This is a genomic window from Spartinivicinus ruber (assembly GCF_011009015.1).
GTDB lineage: Bacteria > Pseudomonadota > Gammaproteobacteria > Pseudomonadales > Zooshikellaceae > Spartinivicinus > Spartinivicinus ruber.
Window position 1 is genome coordinate 73,397 of the sequence record NZ_CP048879.1, and the last position, 20,936, is coordinate 94,332.

Here is a 20,936-nt window from a genome sequence, read left to right on the forward strand (position 1 = left end):
TTTATTAAAAAACTTCCCGATCATAATCAAGCACTATTTGTTGCTGTTTATTATCAAATGGTAGGGTAACGGAATGTACTTCGTATTTTTTTAATTGACGGTTATACACCTGTAAGTTGCACTTTAATTCTCCACCATGTACGACCAATGCGAGTTGTTCTACAGTTATACTGGTAGTACTGATAGTTGGTTGTTGCATTTTAGTGGTACCGTTTTGCCCTAATCGTGGTGAATAGTAAAATACATAACAGCGAAGTGTTTGTTGGCTATAGGCAAACCCCAAATATTGTGGCTTTGCTGTCGCTCTTTGTACTTCTCTTGGATTCGAGTGGTAATCAATGGATGATTTAGTCCAGACCTCACTGACATCTAGGCTAAACTGGGGTTTATCAACCGCCATATCAAAGGCTGGAGTGGTAAGTTCCAATATTATATTTGGTGAGTTTTTACCTGTTAGCTTTTTAATTTGATTTAAAATATCTGTAGGCACATCAGTTTCAAAAAAGTGTTTTACCAGTGATATCTTAACGGGCATCACCGATTCAAGCAGGCTTTTATAAGCCTTTATTTCATGGGAAAGGACTGGATCCTGTAAATTACGTTCACTCCCAAAAGGGCCGTTTCTAAGCCATTTTGTTAAAGAGTCGTCTTTAGTTTGACTGGCTATTACTTGAGACACAATAGCTAACCCCAAGCCAGCTACTACTATCCCAACTGACAGAGGAGTTGAAGCCACAACACTTATCCCAAGTACCTTGGATGCAGCAGGCACTACAATATATCTTGCGATCACATTAGGGTGGGATACGATAAATAAGCCACTTGCAACCCCTATTTGGGCATACCCCGAGTCATAATCACCCTCTTTAATACTATCAACAGCATCCCATATCACCGTTGCAATGGTAACCTGTGCAGCAAACCAGCCAAACAAAGATAAATTACTAATACCACCCGCTTGGGGACCAAGCCATCGAGTCCTGAATCCTTTAATGACCTTTGATTGATAGTTAGCATAATATGAATATCGAGAGTGTTTTAAGTTATCCAACTTTGTTAGTAATGCTAAACTTGTTACAATTAAATCAAGGCCAGCACTAATTTTCCCCAACTCTTGTCGGTTAACTTTATCTCCATAATTTTTGTGGAGCTCTTCAGATAAGTTCCAGAAATCAAAGGCTACTAAAATTGAAGGCAAAGCCCTGGCATCATTTAATAAATAATCCGAAATACGCGCCATACGTTGCTTATTACTCAGCCGCGTCAACTCTTTAGGGTTTTTATGCGCTAATTTTAAAAGTTCATTGTTCGATGAGCGTTGGGGATTTTTAACAGAGCCAGCATAACGAGCTTCATCAGAGGCAGCCAATAGTTGGTTCTCATGAATAACTTCCAGCTGATGGTGAGTATTACTTATACGTGGCAAATTATAATTAGACTGCTCTTCTAGTATATCGACCACAACAAAGTAAGTATTTTTATTATTTTTAAGACGCAATTTAACTTCAGTCACAAAAGGGATTACATGCTTCACAAAGTCTTCAAAGGGAGTGAATAGGTGTTTAGCTGATATCAGTCCCGTATTTTTTAACTGTCCTTGAATATATTGCAACCACACCATGGTTATCCCAGATATTATAGGGTCTAATGTATTAGACAGGCGTCGTGCATTAGTCATACCCGAGGCTTCTTCCTGGCCTTTTAAATAGAGTTGGATGGATTTATATGCTTCAAGCTCAAGAATGTGAGAGTCGTGGATTTCACTCGGCTGCATTTCAGCAAGCATTTTTAAGTCTGCTAACCGGCATTGACCACTGCCGTCATTAGTATCACTGGGGCTATAGGGAAGCATCATTTTCCCTAGCGGATGTTCACCCGAGACAATTTGATCCACAATAGCTGGCTTCTGCCATTTAACTGCCGGTAAATCTTTTGCTAATACACGGGAGTCTACCAACATCAAGTTGGTATACAAACTGTCGACTATTCCTGCTGCATGGATATAGCCACAGATGTAATTGGCACCCTCAAGTGTAAATAAATCACGCAATGCTTCAGTTAAATTGCCATTAGATTGATCTTCAAGCAGGGCAAGTAGCTCTTCTTGCAAAATAGCAACATTCTCTCTTGCCATCTTGCGCTCTTCTTCTTTGATCGTGCGGAATAGCCGTCCACTGTCTGATAAGTCGAGCGCTGTATCAAACCAGCCTCCACTATAAAGTGGGTTTGGTGAGCCATCCTCTAGCACTTGCTTGAGTAAATTCAAATAGACAATATCAGCACAGGGGGCAAAAGGATGATAGCGGATCACTTCATTAAGCGTTTGCAGGAGCATGACGCTATCCTGCAATTGTTTTCTTGCATGGCGTGCTATTCCTAAAGGGTCTGACAATACCAGGCAGAACCAATGTTTGTCCCGATAAGGTTTTAAAATATCCCCTGAAGCGGATAAAGACGTTTCCCAATTAGCCAATTCGGGTTTTATTGGAGTCGTCCTGGCATGATTCCACTTTTCATGTAGGGTATTAAGTCGTAAATCGGGGTGTAATAAATCAAGCCGACTGTCTTTGGTTAAGGCTTGATAGGGCTCATCGCTTTCAGCATCAATGGCATTACGTTCTGTTCGTGCTTTTTTCAATAGCTGGTTAAAGTAGTCTCCACTGACATCATGAATGACTTTCCAGGGCTCGGATACAGCTAACTCAATAGCAAAACTCCGGCTACGGCATTCTGGTAATTCTTTGATTGGCCGTGCATTACTGCCTGATACAGCAGGTGAAACACCCGTTAGTAAATCGATTAGGGGCAAAAGTGACTGACAACGTTTGTCGACTCGATTAGCAGATGCTTCTAGCCACTGAATATAGGGCCAGCTCCACTGATTTTCAGAAAAAGCTATTACATATCCCGCTGTACGCAGGCTAACACCATTTTGTAATTTTAAGGGGACATGTAAGTTTTTTAGTGAGATACCCGTTGCTTGACGTAGATCAGCTGGCTGACCACCTGTGGCTTTTTGTCGATATTCCTTTATATTGACATCTTTAAATTCAGGCGCTTTGTCTTTTTTCTCATCAATTAGTACTTCACGCCATAACTTTCCTTGTTTAAAAATATAAATATAACCACTGCGCACTGGACCAATGTGTTGTTTTTGACGATCCATATACAGCATGGGTAGCAACAATGCCATGACATTATGTTGTAGTGGTTTAGTATACGGCGTTGGTTGTACTTCTCCCTCGTCTAGTAAGGGTAAATAAATAGGACTGCCTGTCTCTGTCGGTATTTTAATAGCCAGCTGATGTTTACTGGTATCACCTGGAGCAGGTACATCCGTTTCATAAACGTCACTTTGAGGTACAGTCATCCCTGCTGACTGTTGCTCAGGCAGGCGTTCTAGCTTAGAAAGGGTGACTACTTCTTTCCCGCCTTGGATGATCGCATACTGATGTTGTGGGGTATCTTCTATACCCAGCGTTTGTACATAAAGCTTTTTTTGACTACATGGGTGACTGATAACGCACTGATCTATCCGTTTAATACCACTCATAACGACTTCATCCCTATCTATAAGGCAACTGCTGCTTGTTTCAGTTGATTTATTGTCTGCTCAACAAGCTTCACCAGTTCTAATTCACTATGACCATGATGTTTAGCCAGGCTAGCGAAAAATGGCTCCAACTGTGTTGGTTTAAGGCTGTAGCAGGCTTTTAGTGCCACTATCAGATGGGCTGGCGTACAAAGTCCTTTTTGGTCAAATTGATTAATAAAGCTATCTACAATTTGGTATTGAAAGTCGGGAGCCAGTGCTTTTAAAAGGGGCGTTTGTTGATGGCTTGCCAACTGATCATCGATAAATACCCAACGCATAGCTTGTGAAAAAGCAGCCAACTGATTGTCACTCAATTCAAAAGAAGGCATTTGTTCCGTTAAATTGAGTAATGGCTTATGGTCAATAGACTCCCATTGATGCAGCTGCCCTGCTTGTAAACAAGGCCAATACCAGCTGGCTGCCGGTCCTAGCAAACAATCGACTTGTAGTGGTGTTAGGGTGGGTACTAAAAACTTCAAGCAGTGTGGTTCATAATAACGGAAATAACAGGAGCCCATGTGGCTTGCTTTAACGCTGATTAATTGCTGTAAATGATGTATTAAACAGTGGCTATCAACTTCACTGGTAATAATAATAAAAGCGATTTTTCCAACTAATTCTTGGGTTAGATGAAAAAAATAAGGGTCATCTTGATTGGTTTTTACCAATACCGGGCTGATCTCTTGCAATGAATGATATTCTGTTCCCTGATATAACTTGAGGTATTCAGGTTGCTCAGCATAATCAAATAACGTATCAATAATCGTTTGACTGCCTGTAACTGCGCCATCCACTAATACATAAGTTTGTTCCGCAGGTAGCTTTGATATGAGCTGATTATTTTCAATGGTATTAATCATGCTTGACTCCTTTCACAGGGGCAGTCTGCCCGTGGGCATGAGCCATTAGGTTGTTTCTGGCACTGCTGAACTAATGGGGTTTTACTTTGAGCGGCCAGTTTTAAACTATCTAACTGCCAGCCAAGTGGAACAGGTGCTTTGGCTGCTTGTGGTGGAATAGGTTCAAACTTTTGTCCAGGTTGATTTTTATCAGATTCTGCAGCCTGAGAAGGCTCTTTAATACTCACCCCACTACCCGAACCAGCGCTACCACCTTCGTTAATTTTAAGGGTTGCGCCTTGAAAGGCGACACCGGATGGGTCTAGTTTGGCAAAGCTACCACCGCCTTTTAAGGTGAGTTCCACCCCAGCATCAATGACAACTTTATCGCCGGCTTTAATATGAATTTCATTACCGGCCTGGATCATGTACTGGCTGCCAGTTTTACTGTGTAAACTGCCGCCAATTGTTGTATGACTATCCTGGTCGATACTGATGTATTGGTTGCCATCGATTTGTTGGTGGTGGTTGCCTTTGGTGTGCTCATAGCTATTGTTGCCCACCACTAAATGACGTTCGTTGCTGATGGTTTCCCGTTTGTCGTTTTTAATCCGAACTTCCAGGTCTTTTTCAGCATGAATAAAAACTTGTTCGCTGCCTTTTTTATCTTCAAAACGAATTTCGTTAAAGCCTTCACCACCGGGTGTACTGTTGGTTTTAAAGGTGGTGCGGGTTTTATGATCGGGTAATTTATAAGGTGGTTTATCCCGACCATTATATAAACAGCCCATCACAATTGGTTGGTCAGGATCACCGTTAATAAATTTCACCAACACTTCGGTGCCAATCCGGGGGACTTGTAAATCCCCCCATTGTTTACCTGCCCAGTTTTGTTTGACCCGTACCCAACAGGAGCTGTTTTCATTGTATTGACCGTCCCGGTCCCAGTGGAATTGAACTTTGATTCTGCCGTATTTATCGCAGTAGATTTCTTCCCCTTTGGGACCAGTCACAAACGCCGTTTGGCTACCTCGAATTTTTGGTTTAGGGGCTAACGGCAGGGTTTTAAACTGGTGATCTCGTGGGGTGGCAATAATGCGGTTGCTGTAGCTGCTGCCTCTACCGGTGTCGTGTTCTTCCAATACCTGGGTTTGAATACCATCATGAATTACCCCAGTGAGTAACCAATAGTGTTCATAACGGCTGTCATCGTAGTTTTGTAATTGGAAAAAATGCCCGGCTGATACATGAGGGCTGTTACTGAAACCATCCCCTGTCAATTTAACGGACTTGTAGGCTTTAATGAGGTTTGCAGCTTTTTGCTTACCGGCGGTTGGGTTTTGATACGACACATTATGTTGATAAACCTCCAAGCCGTTTAACCCGGATTTATCATCACTGGCAGATTCTTTAACTTCCAAGTTCTGGCGTGGATGCTCGAAATTGTAATCACGAAATACGACAGTATTGGGTTGGGCTTCTGCTGTTACATAAAATTGGCTGATAAAGTAATGGGTGGTTTCCATCCCGGCCTGGTATTTATACTCCAGCTCAGGGGTAACGGGGACAGGCTTAAAACTGTAGTGGCTATCACTGATCACCATGAAACAGTTATTGTTAGTTTGCTCAATAAAGTAGTGAAGGCCATCTTCAGCCATCAGCCGATGAATAAAGTCTAAATCGGACTCTTGATATTGAGTGCAATACACGCGGGTGGGTAATTCGCCAGTGATTTGAAACGTAAAGTCGTCGGTGGTCAGTCCTGCATTTAGCAATACTTGCCGGATAATGGCATCGGCCGTGAGATTTTGGAAAATCTTTAAATTAACCCGGTAGTGCAGCAAGGACACTTTAGGTGTCAGTTCAAACCGATAACGACAGAAGCGACCTATAGGATCACTGATTTGGTTGGCGTGAATAATACCGTTGATGTATCGAGGCTCGTCAGCATCATGAATCACTAATTGGGCGGGTTGCTGCAAAATCGCATCAAGATCCAGGTCAAAATTTTCACAAACCGTATCAATCGTAAACACATAAGGGCGGGAAATGCCTTCTTGGCCATCAAACCGAACCACTCGAAGCGTGTCTTCAACCCCTTTGATACTAAAGGTAAACCGGCTACTACTACCTACATCCATGATTACACCTTCAATGGTCAACTTTGAAACAAAAGCTGTACATTAAAAGGGGAGGGTTAAAAGCGCAAGGGCAGAAATAGTAAACCCTTAGCAGAATGGCTTTAAGGTAACTGATTGATTAATGTCTAGTGTTACGAATTGCTTTAATAGAGAGGCTAGTCATATTAATTAAGTGATCAATATTTGTTATTAGTTGAGGATGTTTGCTTAGCTTTATATTGCTTGACCATTTCATTTGAGATATCAGAAGGGTAACAGTAGGGGGAATAACCTCCCGCTCTACTCCATGCACTACGTTTTCCACAGCGACTTCCATTACTGGCTCGATTATAAGGACAAGGGCAATTCCCAGGGTATGATTGAATAGATTGTTGAATTATTTGTGATTTAATTTGTTGATCACTTAGCGTATCAGTAGCAGTATAGTTGCTCATTGAAACTAAGAGAAAATAAAAGAGTGTCCTTTTCATTAGCGTCCCTAACTAAATAACTTAATTGTTTTGATAAATCGATTTAAATGTATTTTTAGCATTTATTTTGTGGTTAACACACTCAACCATATGACTGTCAGACTTCCAATTGTCACAGCCATCTGGTTCAGTATACCACGCATAAAAGGCCTCATTAAAAGCATGCTCTTCCTGAGCTTTCTTATAGTCATGTTCTGCTTGTCGTTGTTTTGCCTGTAGGCTTGATCTTTGCTGTTCAAGTACTTGTTTTGAATATTCTTGACTTTTGGTTATAAAGTGTTCTGCTGATTTCTCGATCATTTTCAAACGTATATAGTAACTAAGACTACCAATCAAAACCGTAGCTAGAATACCTAGAAAAAAATTCCTTAATACTTTAGTAATCATTGCTTCCGTGTGCCTACTCAGTAATTAATAAAACGAACAGCTTTTTCTATTATAATAGAATGTACTTAAATTCCTATTTATTTTGTGTGTATTGAGGTCAACAGTAGCTGTTTTTTTCGCAAGAAAACAGATTAATCCTTAATCAAAAATTAACCTGTTTTTAGAGAATCTATCATGAATATGTTGTGGTGAAACTAGAGTGATATAAGAACTAACGATTACCTTGGCTCGACTGAATAATTTCATCGATAATAGGTTCCAATTGTTGTTCTGTAAACTTCATTTGCTCGGTAACAAGATCATAGTATTTGGAACCAAAACCATTATAATGCTCTCGCATTTTTTTAGTATCGATTGCTTTTGCATCTTCTAAGGCACTTAATGCTCGATTAAAACTTTGTTGCATAGCCATATTTACTACGCTTAAAATTTGTTGCTTTAGCTCAATATTATTCATAGGTTGGTTAGTGCTTCATCTTTGTATAGTCGATCGGTTTTTGATCATTGAAGTTTTATTTAGGGGACTGTATCAATTCAGGTAACCCATTTTTAAACCAGTCTTCATCAGCGCTCAGCACAATTTCTAAATCAGGTATATCACTCATAAACTTGTCAATTACTGCAGAAAATAGCTCCATTTTTGCTTTTTTCTCAAGATGGGGTTTGTCTTTTTGTAGGAAACTAGGATGAACCTGTATTTTAGGTTCCTTTTTAATAAAAATATTCACTACCTTTGATTTGAGCTTTTCAATGAAATTTTCTTCATCATGAACATGCTTTTCTATTGTTTGCAGTACTTCTTCAGGATCAAAGTTTGAATCTTGGAGCACTAGGTGGCGGATCTCCTTTATATATTCTTCTCTGGTACGACTATGCTCAAAATAGGGAATGCCAGCCACCTGGCAAAACTCATAGAACCCACCAGGATGTGAGTGAACCTGCCAGCCTGTCCATAGTTTACTTAGTAAGTCTGTTCTATCAGGCAGTTCTTCATACTCTTCCCAAATATGAATTGTCTTGCAGGTTGTGTCTATAAATAGCTGTGAGACTGGAAAATCATCGTCCCCCTCTCGAATGATACTTCTAGGAGGTATCTCTGATAGCTGATCCAACAAGCCTGGCCCTATTGATAAAACACGTTGAGCAGAGTCTTTTGAGGTTGTGATCAAGTCATTCTCTGAGCGAATTAAAACTAAACACTCATGCCACTCACCATTAAAAGTATCAGCTTCAGGTTGTGTCAGGTCATCACTGTCTTCATCTGTATTACTATTTGAGGTGACGCTTTTTGGAGAAATTGAGGATAGCTGAATAACATCTATAATTCCTTTTTTTGCCCATTTAATACGCCACTCAGCCCAGGAGATAGACATCATTGATAAAAAGACATTGCGCAATGATTTATCATAATAAAGATCCTCACCACCAAATAGTATCAGCTCTCGGATATCAGGCTTAATGCAAATTGCTCCTTCACACCATACATCATCAAGCAACTTTTCTTCCCCTGACTCTAACGTTGCTAAATAACTAAGACTGGCATCAAAACCCCAGAAGAAGTCCTCTGGCAACGATTTTGCTCCCCAATGATGATAAAATATGGATGTTTTATTTTCTTCAACAAGAAAATAGTTAGCTCTATGACCCATGCAGACTACTCAAAAGCATTAATAAGATGAGGGTTCTTTTATCGAGTTGTGGTAAGGGAATTTTTTCAAACCTTACCTACACCATAGGCTTATTAAATCAATTATTCGACTACCCGTCAGCTTTAATACTAAACTGGTCACCATTAGGTGTGGGATGACCGGGCCTTTCTATTGGCTGGGCCTGTAATGACTCATGCAACCTTGGCTGTAGAAGTGATTCAAAATACTGTGGGTCTCGTATTGTTGGGTTTAACCAATCATGTGCTATTTCAGGCTGGTCGAGAGGTAACATTAACGGCAGTGAGTTTTTATGAATACTCTTAAGTTTTGGGTGTCCTGGCAAAGTGATGATTGAAGCTGAATAGCAGTGTTCACCTGTCTTAGAGTGTGTCCATTCACGGTATAGCCCCCCGAACCCAATCATACCGCTAGCAGATTTGAGTAAATGATAATAGCGATTGCCCTGTGGTCCATCACCTTCAACAAAGTGAGTAGCTGGGATTATACAGCGACTTTGTTTAAATGCTTTTTTAGTGACAGGGCTTGTAATTAGCCTGCTAGATTTTGAGTTGAATGTTGCATATTTTGCATTTGCTTTAAAGTGGGTTTCAGCCTCTTCTAACAATAACCACCAAATGGCTTCGTTTACTTTATAACCGTCCTGGTGAGTAATAATGGATACAGTGTTGGTAGGTACGAATGCTTCTTTATACCGTAGGTTTATTGATGCTGGGTCGTTAATATCCTGTAAATTCAGTCGCTTTGTAAACTTGCCCCAGTTAAAACTATCTGCCAACCCAAATTGCCCACACATTATTTATTTCACTCCTTCCTTGGTCATATAGTGAAGTATAACGGCTGTTATAATCTGGCTTTAGGTAGATCAGACCAGCTGGTAAGGTAGTCTGGAGACAAGTGATGTCTGGCCATCTGCCAGCCTCGTTGGGTACCATTACTCGCGAGAAATAAGGCTTTTGGAAAACGACGGTTGATCTGATCAATTGTTTTCATCAAGTGTTGTGATTTTTGTGTATCAATCTCAGGAGTGAAAAGGTCTGCTTGATCAAAGCTAGACACACTGATATCAGAGAGCATGACTCCAGCCTTCGCGTAAGCAAACCCCGGTTGATAAATCGCTTCTAGTCCCATTTTAGCCGCTTTGACCAGTACCCGGGTATCACTCGTAGGGTGGGGTAAGGGCAGGGAAGCACCGCAACTGTATTGTGGAGTATCAGCAAAAGGGCTGGTCCGAATAAACACGTTGATTAACTGAGCTCTGGATTGTTGTTGCCTGAGTTTTTCTGCTGCTCGGGTCATATAACAACTGATGGATTCGGCTAACTCTTCCAACTTGTGTACCCGTTTGGAAAATGATCGACTACACACAATTTGTTGTTTGGCTGGAGGGTGCTCTTCTAACGCGATACAAGACTCGCCGTTTAATTCTCTGGCTGTACGTTCTAACACCACGCTGAAATGCTGGCGAAGTAGCTTTTCAGGATAGTTTGCCAGGTCATAGGCTGTATTAATCCCCATTGCTCGTAGTTTTTGATTTAAGCGTCGACCAACCCCCCAGACTTCATCAACTGGCATACACTGTAGTAAGCGGGTTTGAACCTTTTTTGAGCAGACATCAACCACACCACCTGTCTTTGGATACTGCTTAGCCGCATGATTGGCTAACTTTGCTAGGGTTTTAGTTGGAGCAATTCCAACACACGCGGGTATACCACAGTATTGGGCAATGGCTTGTTTCACCTTAAACCCATAGCCTTTTAAGGACGCCTCACAAGCCATATCTGTTAGGTCAAGGAATGCTTCATCAATGGAATAAACCTCAACCGTAGGGCATAGCTGCTCAAGGACAGCCATTACTCGATTGGAGATATTGGCATATGACGCATAGTTTGATGAGAACACCGTAATGCCATGACGTTTGATCAAACCTTGCAGTTTAAACACAGGTTCACCCATCTTGATCCCTAGGGCTTTGGCTTCTGGGGATCGAGCGACGCAACACCCATCATTATTACTGAGCACTACCACGGGTTTGCCTGCCAGATCTGGCCTGAAAAGCCGCTCGCAGCTTACATAAAAGCAGTTCATATCCGTGAGCGCATACATGCTAATTCAACAACCGACAAAATACTGTATATATAAACAGTATATAGGTATCTGATTGGTGTCAAATCCAATTAGTATTGATCGCGCAGTGATCAGTCTGATTTACTCATTGGGTCAACATGTATATTATTCACCCTCTTAAAATCTGTTCATTATGGTTGAAGACAATTGACTGAAGTAAATAAAACCTTACCTTTAAAAGAAATTTTTTTAAAAGGATTAAAAACTCCCTTTCAGAATATAACGGCTTTATTGCGGTTAGGGATTCCATTTATTTTTTTAATGATTTTAATGGATTATTTGATCCCTCACCCTCCGGAAATTAATTTTATACTGTATTTTTTTATTTATATAATTTACTACTTGGCATTTGTGCTGAGTGCCATTGGCTGTCATCGAGTTTTCCTGCTTAGCGATGAGGCGATTAAATCAACGCCCGTTTTAAGATGGACCAAAAGAGAAACCAGGTTCTTATTAATATTTTTTGGGTTTTCAGTGATATATAGCGCTGCGGCGGCAATTAGCTACAATTTATTTACGTTGTTACCGAAAAATAATTTACCGTTCAGTTCCATAATGGCTATCTTGATGCTGCCGGCTACTTATTGTATTTCTAGATGGAGCCTGATTCTGCCTGCAACGGCGACAGACCAGCAAAAGTCTTTGCGATGGGCATGGAGTATATCATCTAACCATCAATTACGGATATTTGTGTTAATTGGTTTGCTGCCGATTTTGACAAGTCAAATAATAAGCTATCTACCATTTCTACCTTATTATTTGAACTTTGTTTACGATCTTGTTTGGCTAATCGTTGCAGTTATTGAAATTTGTATATTATCACTGGCTTATGAGTGGATTGTTCGATGTAATGAAACGGCTACTGAACCCAACTAATAGTAATTTTTTAGCTGATTTTAGCGATCTTGAGTGTATGCCAGTTAATCTCAATATGGCTTCCAGTGAAATATTAAATATTACGTGGCCGATATGAAAAATATTTAAAAGAAACCCTGATAACATGAGCGAAGTAATATAGGAAGCCTACCCTGAGTGCGACTGGGTTTTTGCTGGCGAAGGGGTAGCAACACGAAAATATGACGGTACCTGCAGTTTAATAGAAAATGGTAAATTATATAAACGGCGAGAGGTCAAAAAAGGCAATCCAGGTAAAAGCCAGGAGGCTCAGCACTCCCAGCAGATGCCTTGTCCCAGTTATGGCCTGGTGCAAGGCGTGGGAAAGGTATCATCAAACCAAGGATCAGACAATGAATGAAAGACCAATTATAACCTGTAAATACTTACAGGTGAGTTTCGCATAAACTATCTTATGTTAAATAGATTGCTTGTTTGAATTCTCTGATCTTTGGCCATAACTCTGAATTATGGCCAAGGATCTAATTGGCACCATATTTTATGCAAAGTGTATCTAAATCAATTTTGTCATCTCGTGCTAGCTCAAAGTCAATTTTACTAATTTCAATTTCCTTTAATTCACCTTGTAGAGAGCCAGAAATATAACATAAATAGAAAGTTCCTTTTTCTTCTTTTATACTCCACCCATTTTTTTGTATCTCATCTTTTTTTGATTTCATGTGCTCTTTTGGATAGTGGCCTTCTTTTATTTCATAAAAAGTCATAGCTATATCCTTTCTACTTAAATTTGATCTCTTTGTATGGAGGTTTACTTAATAAGTTAACAACAGCTTCTGGTATTCCTCCAGAAGTATAACCTCCTGGGACCCAGTATTGATTAGCACCTCCTTCGTTACCTGAAGGAACTTTTAAACTATCCAAATCTTTTCGTTCAATATGAACAACCATTGTATCTTTATCACCTAAATATCCATCACTTAATCCTAATCTTTTTTCTACAACCCTTAAATTACCATTGGCTTCTGACACCACTTTTCTAAACGGTGGTATGCTCACGATAAGGCTAAGGCCGGACTATATACCAGCTTTTATCCAGTTATGTACTGATCTCCAATATTTTGTTAAATATTTTCGTAATCTTGGCATAACCAATTAACCTACTCGCCTCCTGTACTCGAATTTTCATGCCAACACTTAAGCAATGAGGGTAAACTTCTGGTGTGATAAACACAATTCCAGTTCTTGCTATGTGACCAGGAAAAACATAGTCTTGATCCAGATAAACGTGTAGTCCCGATGTGAGATAATCATCTTTCATAAGGTGGTTAGGGCTATAACCAATTATTGCCGGTGTATGCCGACCACCTTCTTCAGTACTAAGAAAATAAACCTCTGCTTCTGCATCAAATTGAACATTCGAGTATTTATTTCTCAGATTATTGTCTGCGATATGCTTTTTTAATTTCTCAAGCTTCTCGTTTTCGTTCATTTAAATTCCAAACACATAACTAAATGGACGTCATTCTAATAACGCTTGTGGTTTGGCTAGATACCAGCTCTTATATGATTGTATGTTCATGCTTCAATGGCTCATTCGATAAATCATTAACAAACCAATGCCACTCAATATCAAAGTGCTCATTTAAAAGTACTTTTGAGAAAAAATCCTTTCTATTCTCTTCAGGTACTATATCACCTAAAATATCTGCAAGTATTATATGAAACGAATCTTGAAGTATTCCCTCTATCAAATCGGAATCATCACACTCGTCAATAAGGTAAACGTTTTCTTCTGCAGGAAAACTATTTAACCCCTCTGATTCTAGTAATGCACGAAAGCTCTTCTTTGATTTCAAAACAACAACATTTCGATTTAATGTTTTTATCTTAGTTTTCATGATTTATATAATGCTCGCATTTATCAATACTGCGGACAGTTTTATAGGTGTTGTATGTTAGTGTTTACGGGGGGAGTGCTCTACTCTCATATACTTTATTGCAAGATAGCCTGAGGCTTAACATGCAATAAACTCCTCCTTCCTATGGTACATGGCCTGTAGAGCAATGTTTTATAATTCAAAAACTGTCCACAGTATTGAAATGAGCAACTGTCAATTTCTTCGCTAGTTGTCTTGAAGTAGCTGTAATTTTTCCGTATGGCAATTTGCTTCATTGTTTTTCCTAAAATCCAATGTTTTGATAAAGATTACTCAGGCGCTGGCTAAATATCTGCTCTTAGCCGATCAAGCATTTTTACGGCCAAACCATTGGTATATAAAGCTGATAGTATTATCTAGCGCTTCACCTAATTCTTCTAGGGGTACACACCATTCTTTAGCTAATTTTTCATCTTGTTCAGACTCTACATCTGCTACATGTATGCAAACTTTTCCAGAAATGGGCTCATCTATCCATATTTGGCAGCATTCACCTTTCGTACTTGAAATATAGACAGTTCGATAACTAGTGTTTCCGTTACCTTTTACAGATGTAAATAAGCTCAAGTTGTGTTTATCTACCCATTTCGAAATCGTTGAGTCTATTTGAGAATAGTTCATTCGTTATAGTGCCTAACTATAAATAAACTTCACTATGCTGCTTTAATTTGCAGTATTTTAATTATAGGCGTAACCCTTCTGCCGTGTATAAAACGCAACCACCTGGCTATCAGAGCTTCCCTGTGCTCCATCCTCCTCCACGCCTATAAACCCCGCCGATAACGACAGCTATTGGTCTAGGACTATACAACAGATAATCCATTATTTTAGAGTTAGTGTGGGCAAATCACAGTACCCACCGTCAACCGCATGGTGAAGGATTGGTGTAAAAACGTGGGACTCAAAGGCAACTACGGCAGCCACACCTTGCGCAAGACCTGGGGTTACTGGCAACGCAAGGGTAACAACGCCCCGGTGCCCGTACTGATGGAAGCCTTTGGTCATGCGACCCAAAAGCAAACCCTGGACTACTTGGGCATTGAAGAGAAGGAGATACACGAGCTGTATTTGTATGAGATTTGATAAAACATCTTTACTATTGATAAAAAGTAAAGTTTTATATATTCTTTACTATTATAGAAAAGTAAAGAGGTGATTTATGCCAAAAGTCAGCACAAAAAGACAAATCACATTGCCTATAGAGCAGTGTATAGAGGCCCATATTGAGCCAGGTGATGAGATAGACACCTATATTTATAACGGTCAAATCACCATTGTTAAAAAGGTAGCAGGTGCAGCTAAAGGCGTTCTAGGACACTTAAAGGCTGACAAGCGCATCAGTGATGAGCAGTCTCTACAAAGCACCATTGATGAGCGCCATTAATAATGATCGCTATTGATACCAATGTGCTATTACGTTATTTGCTGCAAGATGATGAGAGCCAGTCTAAAAAAGCCAATCAGTTGATCAATGGACAGGCTCAAGTGCTAATTACAGATGTTGTATTAACTGAAACCTTATGGACACTCAAAGGCAAGAAATATAAAGCCAGTAAAGAAGATATACTGAACGTGCTGGATAGTCTCTTCAAAGAGCGCAACATTGTGTTTGAAGATGGTCCAACTATATGGCGAGCCATGAACGATTATCGGCTCTCTGAAAAAGTAAAAGTTGGCAGCAAGAAAAAAGATGCTGATTTTGCAGATGTCTTGATTATTAATAAATCTAGACAAGTAATAACACAGAAAAACAGCCAGTTTGGAGGATTATATACTTTTGACCTAGCTGCTCAGCAAATCAGTGGAGCGAAAGCGCCCTAGTCATCATTGTTACCGTGTCACAGGACTATAGCTGGGCACGGCTTCTGCTGTATAGCAAAGTCCTAAAAAATTGGCTTTTTCGGAGAACAGAGACTTTTCCCTTGATATATTGAATAGTCTTGTATATAGTGAGGGCAAGCATTGAAAATGCGGCGTCTATTTATGTTTACACGATGTTTCTTTTGTAGTTCCTCGTTAAGTTCTTCATACATACACCCCTGTTTATCTGCTATACCGTCTACATTGCTCAAGATATGAGAATGTGGGTGTAAAGTTAATTTTTTATTAAAAGATCAATACATGTCTAATCAAAAAAATGGCACAGTTAAGTGGTTTAATGAATCAAAAGGTTTTGGTTTTCTAGAGCAACAATCCGGCCCTGATGTTTTTGTTCATTACAGCTCTATTCAAACTTCAGGCTTTAAAGTACTTAACGAAGGTCAACAAGTTGAGTTTACAGTTACTCAAGGCCCTAAAGGCCCGCAGGCTGAAAACGTAGTTCCTCTGTAGCTCCCTGAAGTTGACAGCTAAACGGAAATCTCCGTTTAGCTTGTACAGCCTACTTTATAAAAAGTCATCTCTTTATTTGATGGTTTTAATCCTAAAAACTCTGTGTGTAGCAAAACCCTAAGTGACTGATTTTTATGGAGTAAACTGACTAACTTTTATACAAAAGTTAGTCAGTTTTATGGTTAGTTATAAAGGAGCTAGAAGATTTGGGTTGTGTTGCAAATAGGCACAGCCCTTGTCATCTGTTAGTCTAATTCTCTTTGATTGATGCAAAGCGAGTCGTTAATGATCAGCTTTAAAGGCCGCCATTTCCATCAAGCCTTGATTTTGCAAGCCATTCGCTGGTATGTGGCGTACCCATTGAGCTATCGACAGATCAAAGAAATGATGCAAGAGCGTGGCTATGATGTTGATCATACAACAATTCAGCGCTGGGTTGTTCATTATTGTCCGCTACTGGAAAAGGCTTTTCAAAAAAAGAAGCGACAGCCCAATGGACGGTGGCGCCTTGATGAGACCTACATTAAAGTCAAAGGCCAATGGAAATACCTGTACCGCGCCGTTGATAAAGCAGGGCACACCATTGATTTTTTATTAACCGCCAAGCGTGATCAAAAAGCAGCCTTGCGATTTTTAAAAAAAGCCATTCGGCGAAATACTCAACCCAGCTTAATTAATATGGATAAGAGTGGTGCCAATAAAGCGGCAGTTAAGGCGTATAATCAAGCTAATGATCAAACGATTGAAATACGCCAGGTTAAATACCTCAATAATATGGCTGAACAAGACCATCGTGGTGTTAAGCGCATTACCCGACCGATGATGGGGTTTCAGAATTTTCATTCGGCACAGAAAACCTTAAAAGGCATTGAGCTCATGCATATGATTAAAAAAGGGCAAATAAAAAAACACTATCGTGGCAATTTATCACCGGCTGAACAATTTTATGCACTAGTAGGCTAAGTGCGCCCAAGGGAAAATAGTTTTTGAATTAATTAAATATTTGCAATACAACCTACGTGCCTACCGAGAAGAGACAAGTAAAAGCATACTTCACCAAATGTTAAGTAATACAAATGAAAAACTAATGTTAATACTCTGAATACTTAAAGTTTTTATTCTTGCACTTTTCAACAGGGTAGTTTAACTCATTCTTTTTCATCTTCTGTTCAAAGGCTGTTGCAAGATCAAAGTCGTAAAGCTGACCGAACCTTAAAATGAAAAACAAAATGTCCGATAATTCCTCTGAAATAAGAGTCCTTTTGACTGGATTTTTAATGATGTCGTTTACTTCTTCCTCTGTTTTAAAGCGGAAAATCTCTAATAATTCAGAGGACTCTGTTATTAAGCCAATGGCCAGTTCCTTAGAACTATGGAATTGATCCCAGTTTCTCTCTAGACAGAAATTATCAACAACTTCTTTAAGAGTATGGATAGTGGTTTCCTGATCTCTCATTTCATCCTCATGTTTGTTAGGGAAACATAAGACGGCAGAACCTAAGAACTGTTTAAGAGTTTGTGAATATTAATTTTTTCTTATTAAATTTATTCCATCCCTTACACTTATCAATACATTTTCAACCCGACTATCACGGCTAATGAAATCATTTAATTGATGAATGGCTATTTCTTCAGGCCCTTTGGGATCTAAAACTCTTCCTCGACGAAGAACATCATCTATCAGAATCACTCCCCCTGGTCGTGTCAGCTTTAGCACGAGTTCGTAGTATGCAGGGTAGTTTTCTTTGTCTGCGTCAATAAAAGCGAGGTCAAACTGTTCATCTAAAGATTCTAGAGTTTGAAGAGCAGGCCCTTTTAATACTTGAATTTTGTAGCCATGAGGACTTTTCCTAAAAAAAGAACTCGCAATATCAATGTGTTTTTGTTCAATCTCACAACATACTATTTTTCCATCTGGAGGGAGTGACTCAGCCATACATAGAGCGGAGTATCCAGTAAACATACCTACTTCAAGCACCCGATTGGCATTGCTTATCTGTGTGAGTATCTTAAGTAACCGGCCAGAAACCCTACTACTAATCATTTGTGGAAGAGCTATTGTGCTCTTAGTAGTTTGGAATACTTCCTCAAGCAGAGTGGGTCCTGGTTGAGTCATTGTTATACAGTAGTCGTTGATTCCTGGCTTTAATATATCATCCATGGCTGTGCCCTATATTTATGAGTAATTTACTTACTTCAGTGTATGAAACACATATTTTCTATTAAACTACTGTTACAGAGTTTAATAGCCACTTTCTGGCAGACTGGATATTACTGTCCCGATGAGTAAAAGCTATAAACTTAGATTCAGAATAGCAATTATTAATTAAATCTTTTCTTACAGTTTCTGGATCTTTCTTCATTGAGAAAATCTGTGTAGAGACACTAAGTCCCCGGTTTAGCCCTTGACCAGTTCGAAAGTCAGTTGATGCCAAACTATCACCTACAGCAAAAGCGTTGACTTTTTTTGAGAAAGTATGTTTATGCTCACCGTGACTAAAAAACCTGAAGTCTATCGTAGGTTCAGCTTTATTTAGCGCAAGATATCGTTCAATTCTTTCTGGTATGAATACTACTTGAACCTTATCAAGAGCGCGTTCAGATTCTAAATGTAAAAAAGGTTCCGATTCGGGGCTTCGATATAGTGTATTGACCGACTGACGAATTCTCTGAGCCATGGATTTGGCTCCAGGGGTTTTTATATTAGATAGGCTAGATATTACTTCGAGACCTGAGAGGCCATTAACATCAGAGCTTCTAAATCTATTAAATAGTTGTAAAGAATGCTTATAAGCAGTGGACTTCTTATCCAGTGCACTTAGATCTTTTAGCAAAAGATGTAACCATTTATGTAAACCTTTAGTTTCATGGTAGGTAGTAGGCTTGGCTGTGAAGTCAAGAGAAAAGCCGTAGTCAGAAAGTAAATTATAATAGTGATTTACGATTGGTGAAAAAGTTGCACTAGAAGAATAGCCATTAATAAATTTAGAAGTATTGGGGTGGCAATCATGAAACTCAATTTCTGTATTATTACACAAAAATTGATGACTTGGCCATGTAGTTTTTATTGCACAACCATAATTCATACAGCCCTTAAAGGGTATGCTTAATAATTCATGCATAAAGTTTGACTTGAACCCTGTTGCATCCACAACAACTTCAGGGCATGTTAACTCTCGAAGTTCATTTTCGCTGGTAACAGCCAGATCAAGTGTAAAATGGTTGGTTGTTTTATGCATCTCAAGCATTTTGACCATGGAAAACCTTTCAGAGAATCTACTCTTGAGAAACAAATATAGTGAAGACTGAATATTGTTGAGACTCATATAGTCGTAATCATGATACATTGCTCTTGAGGGTTCAGGAGCTATAGGGGAAATAAAAGTAGGACAGTGTATTGACCTCTCAAAGCCTTTGTCGATATTAAGTAAATATCGATGAAACTGTACAACCATGTTCCTCTTAAGCCAACTTTCAGAAGGCCTCATAGCATTAAACCGCTTTTCGGCTACGATTACCTTATAGGAATAGTTGGATCTTAATATTTCAAGCGCAGACCAGAGACCTATAGGCCCAGCACCAATGATGAGAACTGATAAGTGATTGAATGGCATCATCATTGAACTCTTCTATTTACATGTTTTCAAATCAGCCCAGTAATCCCTTCATAGTCTGCAAGACGATTTAATTACATGGACAGATGAAAATAGAGCTTAGTGTTTATTGTCTTTAAGAGGTTGATTATCGACTTTACTTACAAGTATGAAGTTTTTTGAGTAAGTTCTAAATTTTATTTACTAGAAAATTTTGTTATTAGTAATGTAAATAAGACATGCACCTTACTTATAAGGTGTTCTACTATACTTCTAGTATCTTAATTGAGGTGTCAAAAAATAAAGTACTTACATACTTAATTGATCAGTAAATATTATTTTTACCATTTTACTTACACTAAAGTATATTATAATTAATTTATTACTCAGATAATTGGAGCTTTAATTGCAGTAGATATAGCCAAAACATAAAAACATTATGTTAATAATTCTTGTAAAAATATTTAATGTAATAAATTCTATCAACCCCTTTAATTATAGCGTTTATTATGATGGAATAGTGTTAGATATTACCTGTTGGAATTTGATGTTTATGAAAAAACCTATGTGATTTACTGGGTAAGTCATCTGATAAAGTAAATCATATTACTATGATTGACCAATTTTTAGTTGTTAAATTAAGCTGACTTTTTAACTACAAATCAGCCAACTATCTAATTGAGAGTTAGGTTTTAGTTCAGAACTAACAGTATTATCGTGAATACTATTTTTTTCCTAGCTCAGTTCCTGCTAGCGCCCTTAGTGCTCCGACCCCACCCCAGAATACTAACCCCCCCTCAAAAAAACTTCCGATAACTAATGGAATCGGATTACTTTTTATACGACAGTATCATAATACTGTTTCGGTATTTTTTATTATCAAAACCTTTTATTTATTACATTTTTTGCCAAAAACCGCCGATAATCTCAAGAGTCGAAGATTTTTGGGTTTTGTCGCGGAAATTTTTCAGTTTCTAATATGCCTGCTCCCTGG

At 39.0% G+C, this 20,936-nt stretch carries 23 protein-coding genes; 6 read left to right on the forward strand and 17 right to left on the reverse strand.

Annotation, left to right across the window (positions count from 1 at the left end; all coding sequences use genetic code 11):
- Positions 1–4: 4 nt before the first annotated feature.
- The 9 genes from G4Y78_RS29070 to G4Y78_RS29110 form a co-directional block, all read right to left on the reverse strand.
- On the reverse strand, positions 5–3,553 hold the full coding sequence (locus G4Y78_RS29070) for a hypothetical protein (protein WP_163836724.1): 3,549 nt from the start codon (positions 3,551–3,553) through the stop codon (positions 5–7).
- 17 nt (positions 3,554–3,570) lie between these two features.
- Positions 3,571–4,455 (reverse strand): DUF4123 domain-containing protein, encoded by an 885-nt coding sequence (locus tag G4Y78_RS29075; protein ID WP_163836725.1) that lies wholly within the window; start codon positions 4,453–4,455, stop codon positions 3,571–3,573.
- Positions 4,452–6,575 (reverse strand): type VI secretion system Vgr family protein, encoded by a 2,124-nt coding sequence (locus G4Y78_RS29080; protein WP_163836726.1) that lies wholly within the window; start codon positions 6,573–6,575, stop codon positions 4,452–4,454. The genes G4Y78_RS29075 and G4Y78_RS29080 overlap by 4 nt, the downstream gene beginning before the upstream one ends.
- A 176-nt stretch (positions 6,576–6,751) precedes the next feature.
- Complete coding sequence (locus tag G4Y78_RS29085) at positions 6,752–7,009, reverse strand: hypothetical protein (protein WP_230425791.1); 258 nt, start codon at positions 7,007–7,009, stop codon at positions 6,752–6,754.
- A gap of 57 nt (positions 7,010–7,066) precedes the next feature.
- Entirely contained in the window at positions 7,067–7,432 is a 366-nt protein-coding gene (locus G4Y78_RS29090; RefSeq protein ID WP_163836728.1) for a hypothetical protein, read from the reverse strand.
- A 211-nt stretch (positions 7,433–7,643) separates the two neighbouring features.
- Positions 7,644–7,844, reverse strand: coding sequence for a hypothetical protein (locus tag G4Y78_RS29095; RefSeq protein WP_163836729.1), 201 nt, complete (start codon positions 7,842–7,844; stop codon positions 7,644–7,646).
- Positions 7,845–7,944: 100 nt separating this feature from the next.
- The gene (locus G4Y78_RS29100) at positions 7,945–9,081 is read right to left on the reverse strand and encodes a hypothetical protein (protein WP_163836730.1); all 1,137 of its coding nucleotides are present in this window, start codon (positions 9,079–9,081) and stop codon (positions 7,945–7,947) included.
- A 109-nt stretch (positions 9,082–9,190) separates the two neighbouring features.
- Positions 9,191–9,895 (reverse strand): SOS response-associated peptidase family protein, encoded by a 705-nt coding sequence (locus G4Y78_RS29105; protein WP_163836731.1) that lies wholly within the window; start codon positions 9,893–9,895, stop codon positions 9,191–9,193.
- Positions 9,896–9,942: 47 nt separating this feature from the next.
- Positions 9,943–11,205, reverse strand: a complete 1,263-nt coding sequence (locus G4Y78_RS29110; RefSeq protein WP_163836732.1) for a Y-family DNA polymerase — start codon at positions 11,203–11,205, stop codon at positions 9,943–9,945.
- 168 nt (positions 11,206–11,373) lie between these two features.
- Here G4Y78_RS29110 and G4Y78_RS29115 point away from each other — a divergent pair, with 168 nt between their 5' ends.
- Positions 11,374–12,102 carry a hypothetical protein gene (locus tag G4Y78_RS29115; protein WP_163836733.1) on the forward strand — a complete coding sequence of 243 codons (729 nt, stop codon included), beginning with the start codon at positions 11,374–11,376 and terminating at the stop codon, positions 12,100–12,102.
- Positions 12,103–12,602: 500 nt separating this feature from the next.
- Here G4Y78_RS29115 and G4Y78_RS29120 read toward each other — a convergent pair whose 3' ends face one another.
- The 5 genes from G4Y78_RS29120 to G4Y78_RS29140 all read right to left on the reverse strand — a co-directional run bounded on the left by G4Y78_RS29120 (position 12,603) and on the right by G4Y78_RS29140 (position 14,639).
- Complete coding sequence (locus tag G4Y78_RS29120; RefSeq protein WP_163836734.1) at positions 12,603–12,845, reverse strand: hypothetical protein; 243 nt, start codon at positions 12,843–12,845, stop codon at positions 12,603–12,605.
- 13 nt (positions 12,846–12,858) lie between these two features.
- On the reverse strand, positions 12,859–13,110 hold the full coding sequence (locus G4Y78_RS29125; protein ID WP_163836735.1) for a hypothetical protein: 252 nt from the start codon (positions 13,108–13,110) through the stop codon (positions 12,859–12,861).
- A gap of 67 nt (positions 13,111–13,177) precedes the next feature.
- Positions 13,178–13,570: an elongation factor Tu gene (locus tag G4Y78_RS29130; protein WP_222937783.1), complete on the reverse strand. Its 393-nt coding sequence runs from the start codon at positions 13,568–13,570 to the stop codon at positions 13,178–13,180.
- A gap of 70 nt (positions 13,571–13,640) precedes the next feature.
- Positions 13,641–13,979, reverse strand: a complete 339-nt coding sequence (locus tag G4Y78_RS29135; protein WP_163836736.1) for a hypothetical protein — start codon at positions 13,977–13,979, stop codon at positions 13,641–13,643.
- A 345-nt stretch (positions 13,980–14,324) separates the two neighbouring features.
- Positions 14,325–14,639 (reverse strand): hypothetical protein, encoded by a 315-nt coding sequence (locus G4Y78_RS29140; protein ID WP_163836737.1) that lies wholly within the window; start codon positions 14,637–14,639, stop codon positions 14,325–14,327.
- Between the two features lie 225 nt (positions 14,640–14,864).
- Between G4Y78_RS29140 and G4Y78_RS29145 the strand changes: the two genes are divergently transcribed.
- The 5 genes from G4Y78_RS29145 to G4Y78_RS29165 all read left to right on the forward strand — a co-directional run bounded on the left by G4Y78_RS29145 (position 14,865) and on the right by G4Y78_RS29165 (position 17,312).
- Complete coding sequence (locus G4Y78_RS29145; RefSeq protein ID WP_329604988.1) at positions 14,865–15,101, forward strand: tyrosine-type recombinase/integrase; 237 nt, start codon at positions 14,865–14,867, stop codon at positions 15,099–15,101.
- A gap of 76 nt (positions 15,102–15,177) precedes the next feature.
- Entirely contained in the window at positions 15,178–15,402 is a 225-nt protein-coding gene (locus tag G4Y78_RS29150) for an AbrB/MazE/SpoVT family DNA-binding domain-containing protein (protein WP_163836739.1), read from the forward strand.
- Between the two features lie 2 nt (positions 15,403–15,404).
- On the forward strand, positions 15,405–15,839 hold the full coding sequence (locus G4Y78_RS29155) for a PIN domain-containing protein (protein ID WP_163836740.1): 435 nt from the start codon (positions 15,405–15,407) through the stop codon (positions 15,837–15,839).
- 300 nt (positions 15,840–16,139) lie between these two features.
- Positions 16,140–16,349 (forward strand): cold-shock protein, encoded by a 210-nt coding sequence (locus tag G4Y78_RS29160; RefSeq protein ID WP_163836741.1) that lies wholly within the window; start codon positions 16,140–16,142, stop codon positions 16,347–16,349.
- Between the two features lie 285 nt (positions 16,350–16,634).
- Entirely contained in the window at positions 16,635–17,312 is a 678-nt protein-coding gene (locus tag G4Y78_RS29165; RefSeq protein ID WP_163836742.1) for an IS6 family transposase, read from the forward strand.
- 127 nt (positions 17,313–17,439) lie between these two features.
- Here the strand turns inward: G4Y78_RS29165 and G4Y78_RS29170 are convergent, their stop codons facing one another.
- The 3 genes from G4Y78_RS29170 to G4Y78_RS29180 all read right to left on the reverse strand — a co-directional run bounded on the left by G4Y78_RS29170 (position 17,440) and on the right by G4Y78_RS29180 (position 19,606).
- Complete coding sequence (locus G4Y78_RS29170) at positions 17,440–17,805, reverse strand: nucleotide pyrophosphohydrolase (RefSeq protein WP_163836743.1); 366 nt, start codon at positions 17,803–17,805, stop codon at positions 17,440–17,442.
- Between the two features lie 69 nt (positions 17,806–17,874).
- Complete coding sequence (locus G4Y78_RS29175; protein ID WP_163836744.1) at positions 17,875–18,510, reverse strand: O-methyltransferase; 636 nt, start codon at positions 18,508–18,510, stop codon at positions 17,875–17,877.
- Between the two features lie 61 nt (positions 18,511–18,571).
- A complete protein-coding gene (locus G4Y78_RS29180) occupies positions 18,572–19,606 on the reverse strand; it encodes a hypothetical protein (RefSeq protein ID WP_163836745.1) in 1,035 nt (344 codons plus the stop codon).
- Positions 19,607–20,936 lie beyond the last annotated feature (1,330 nt).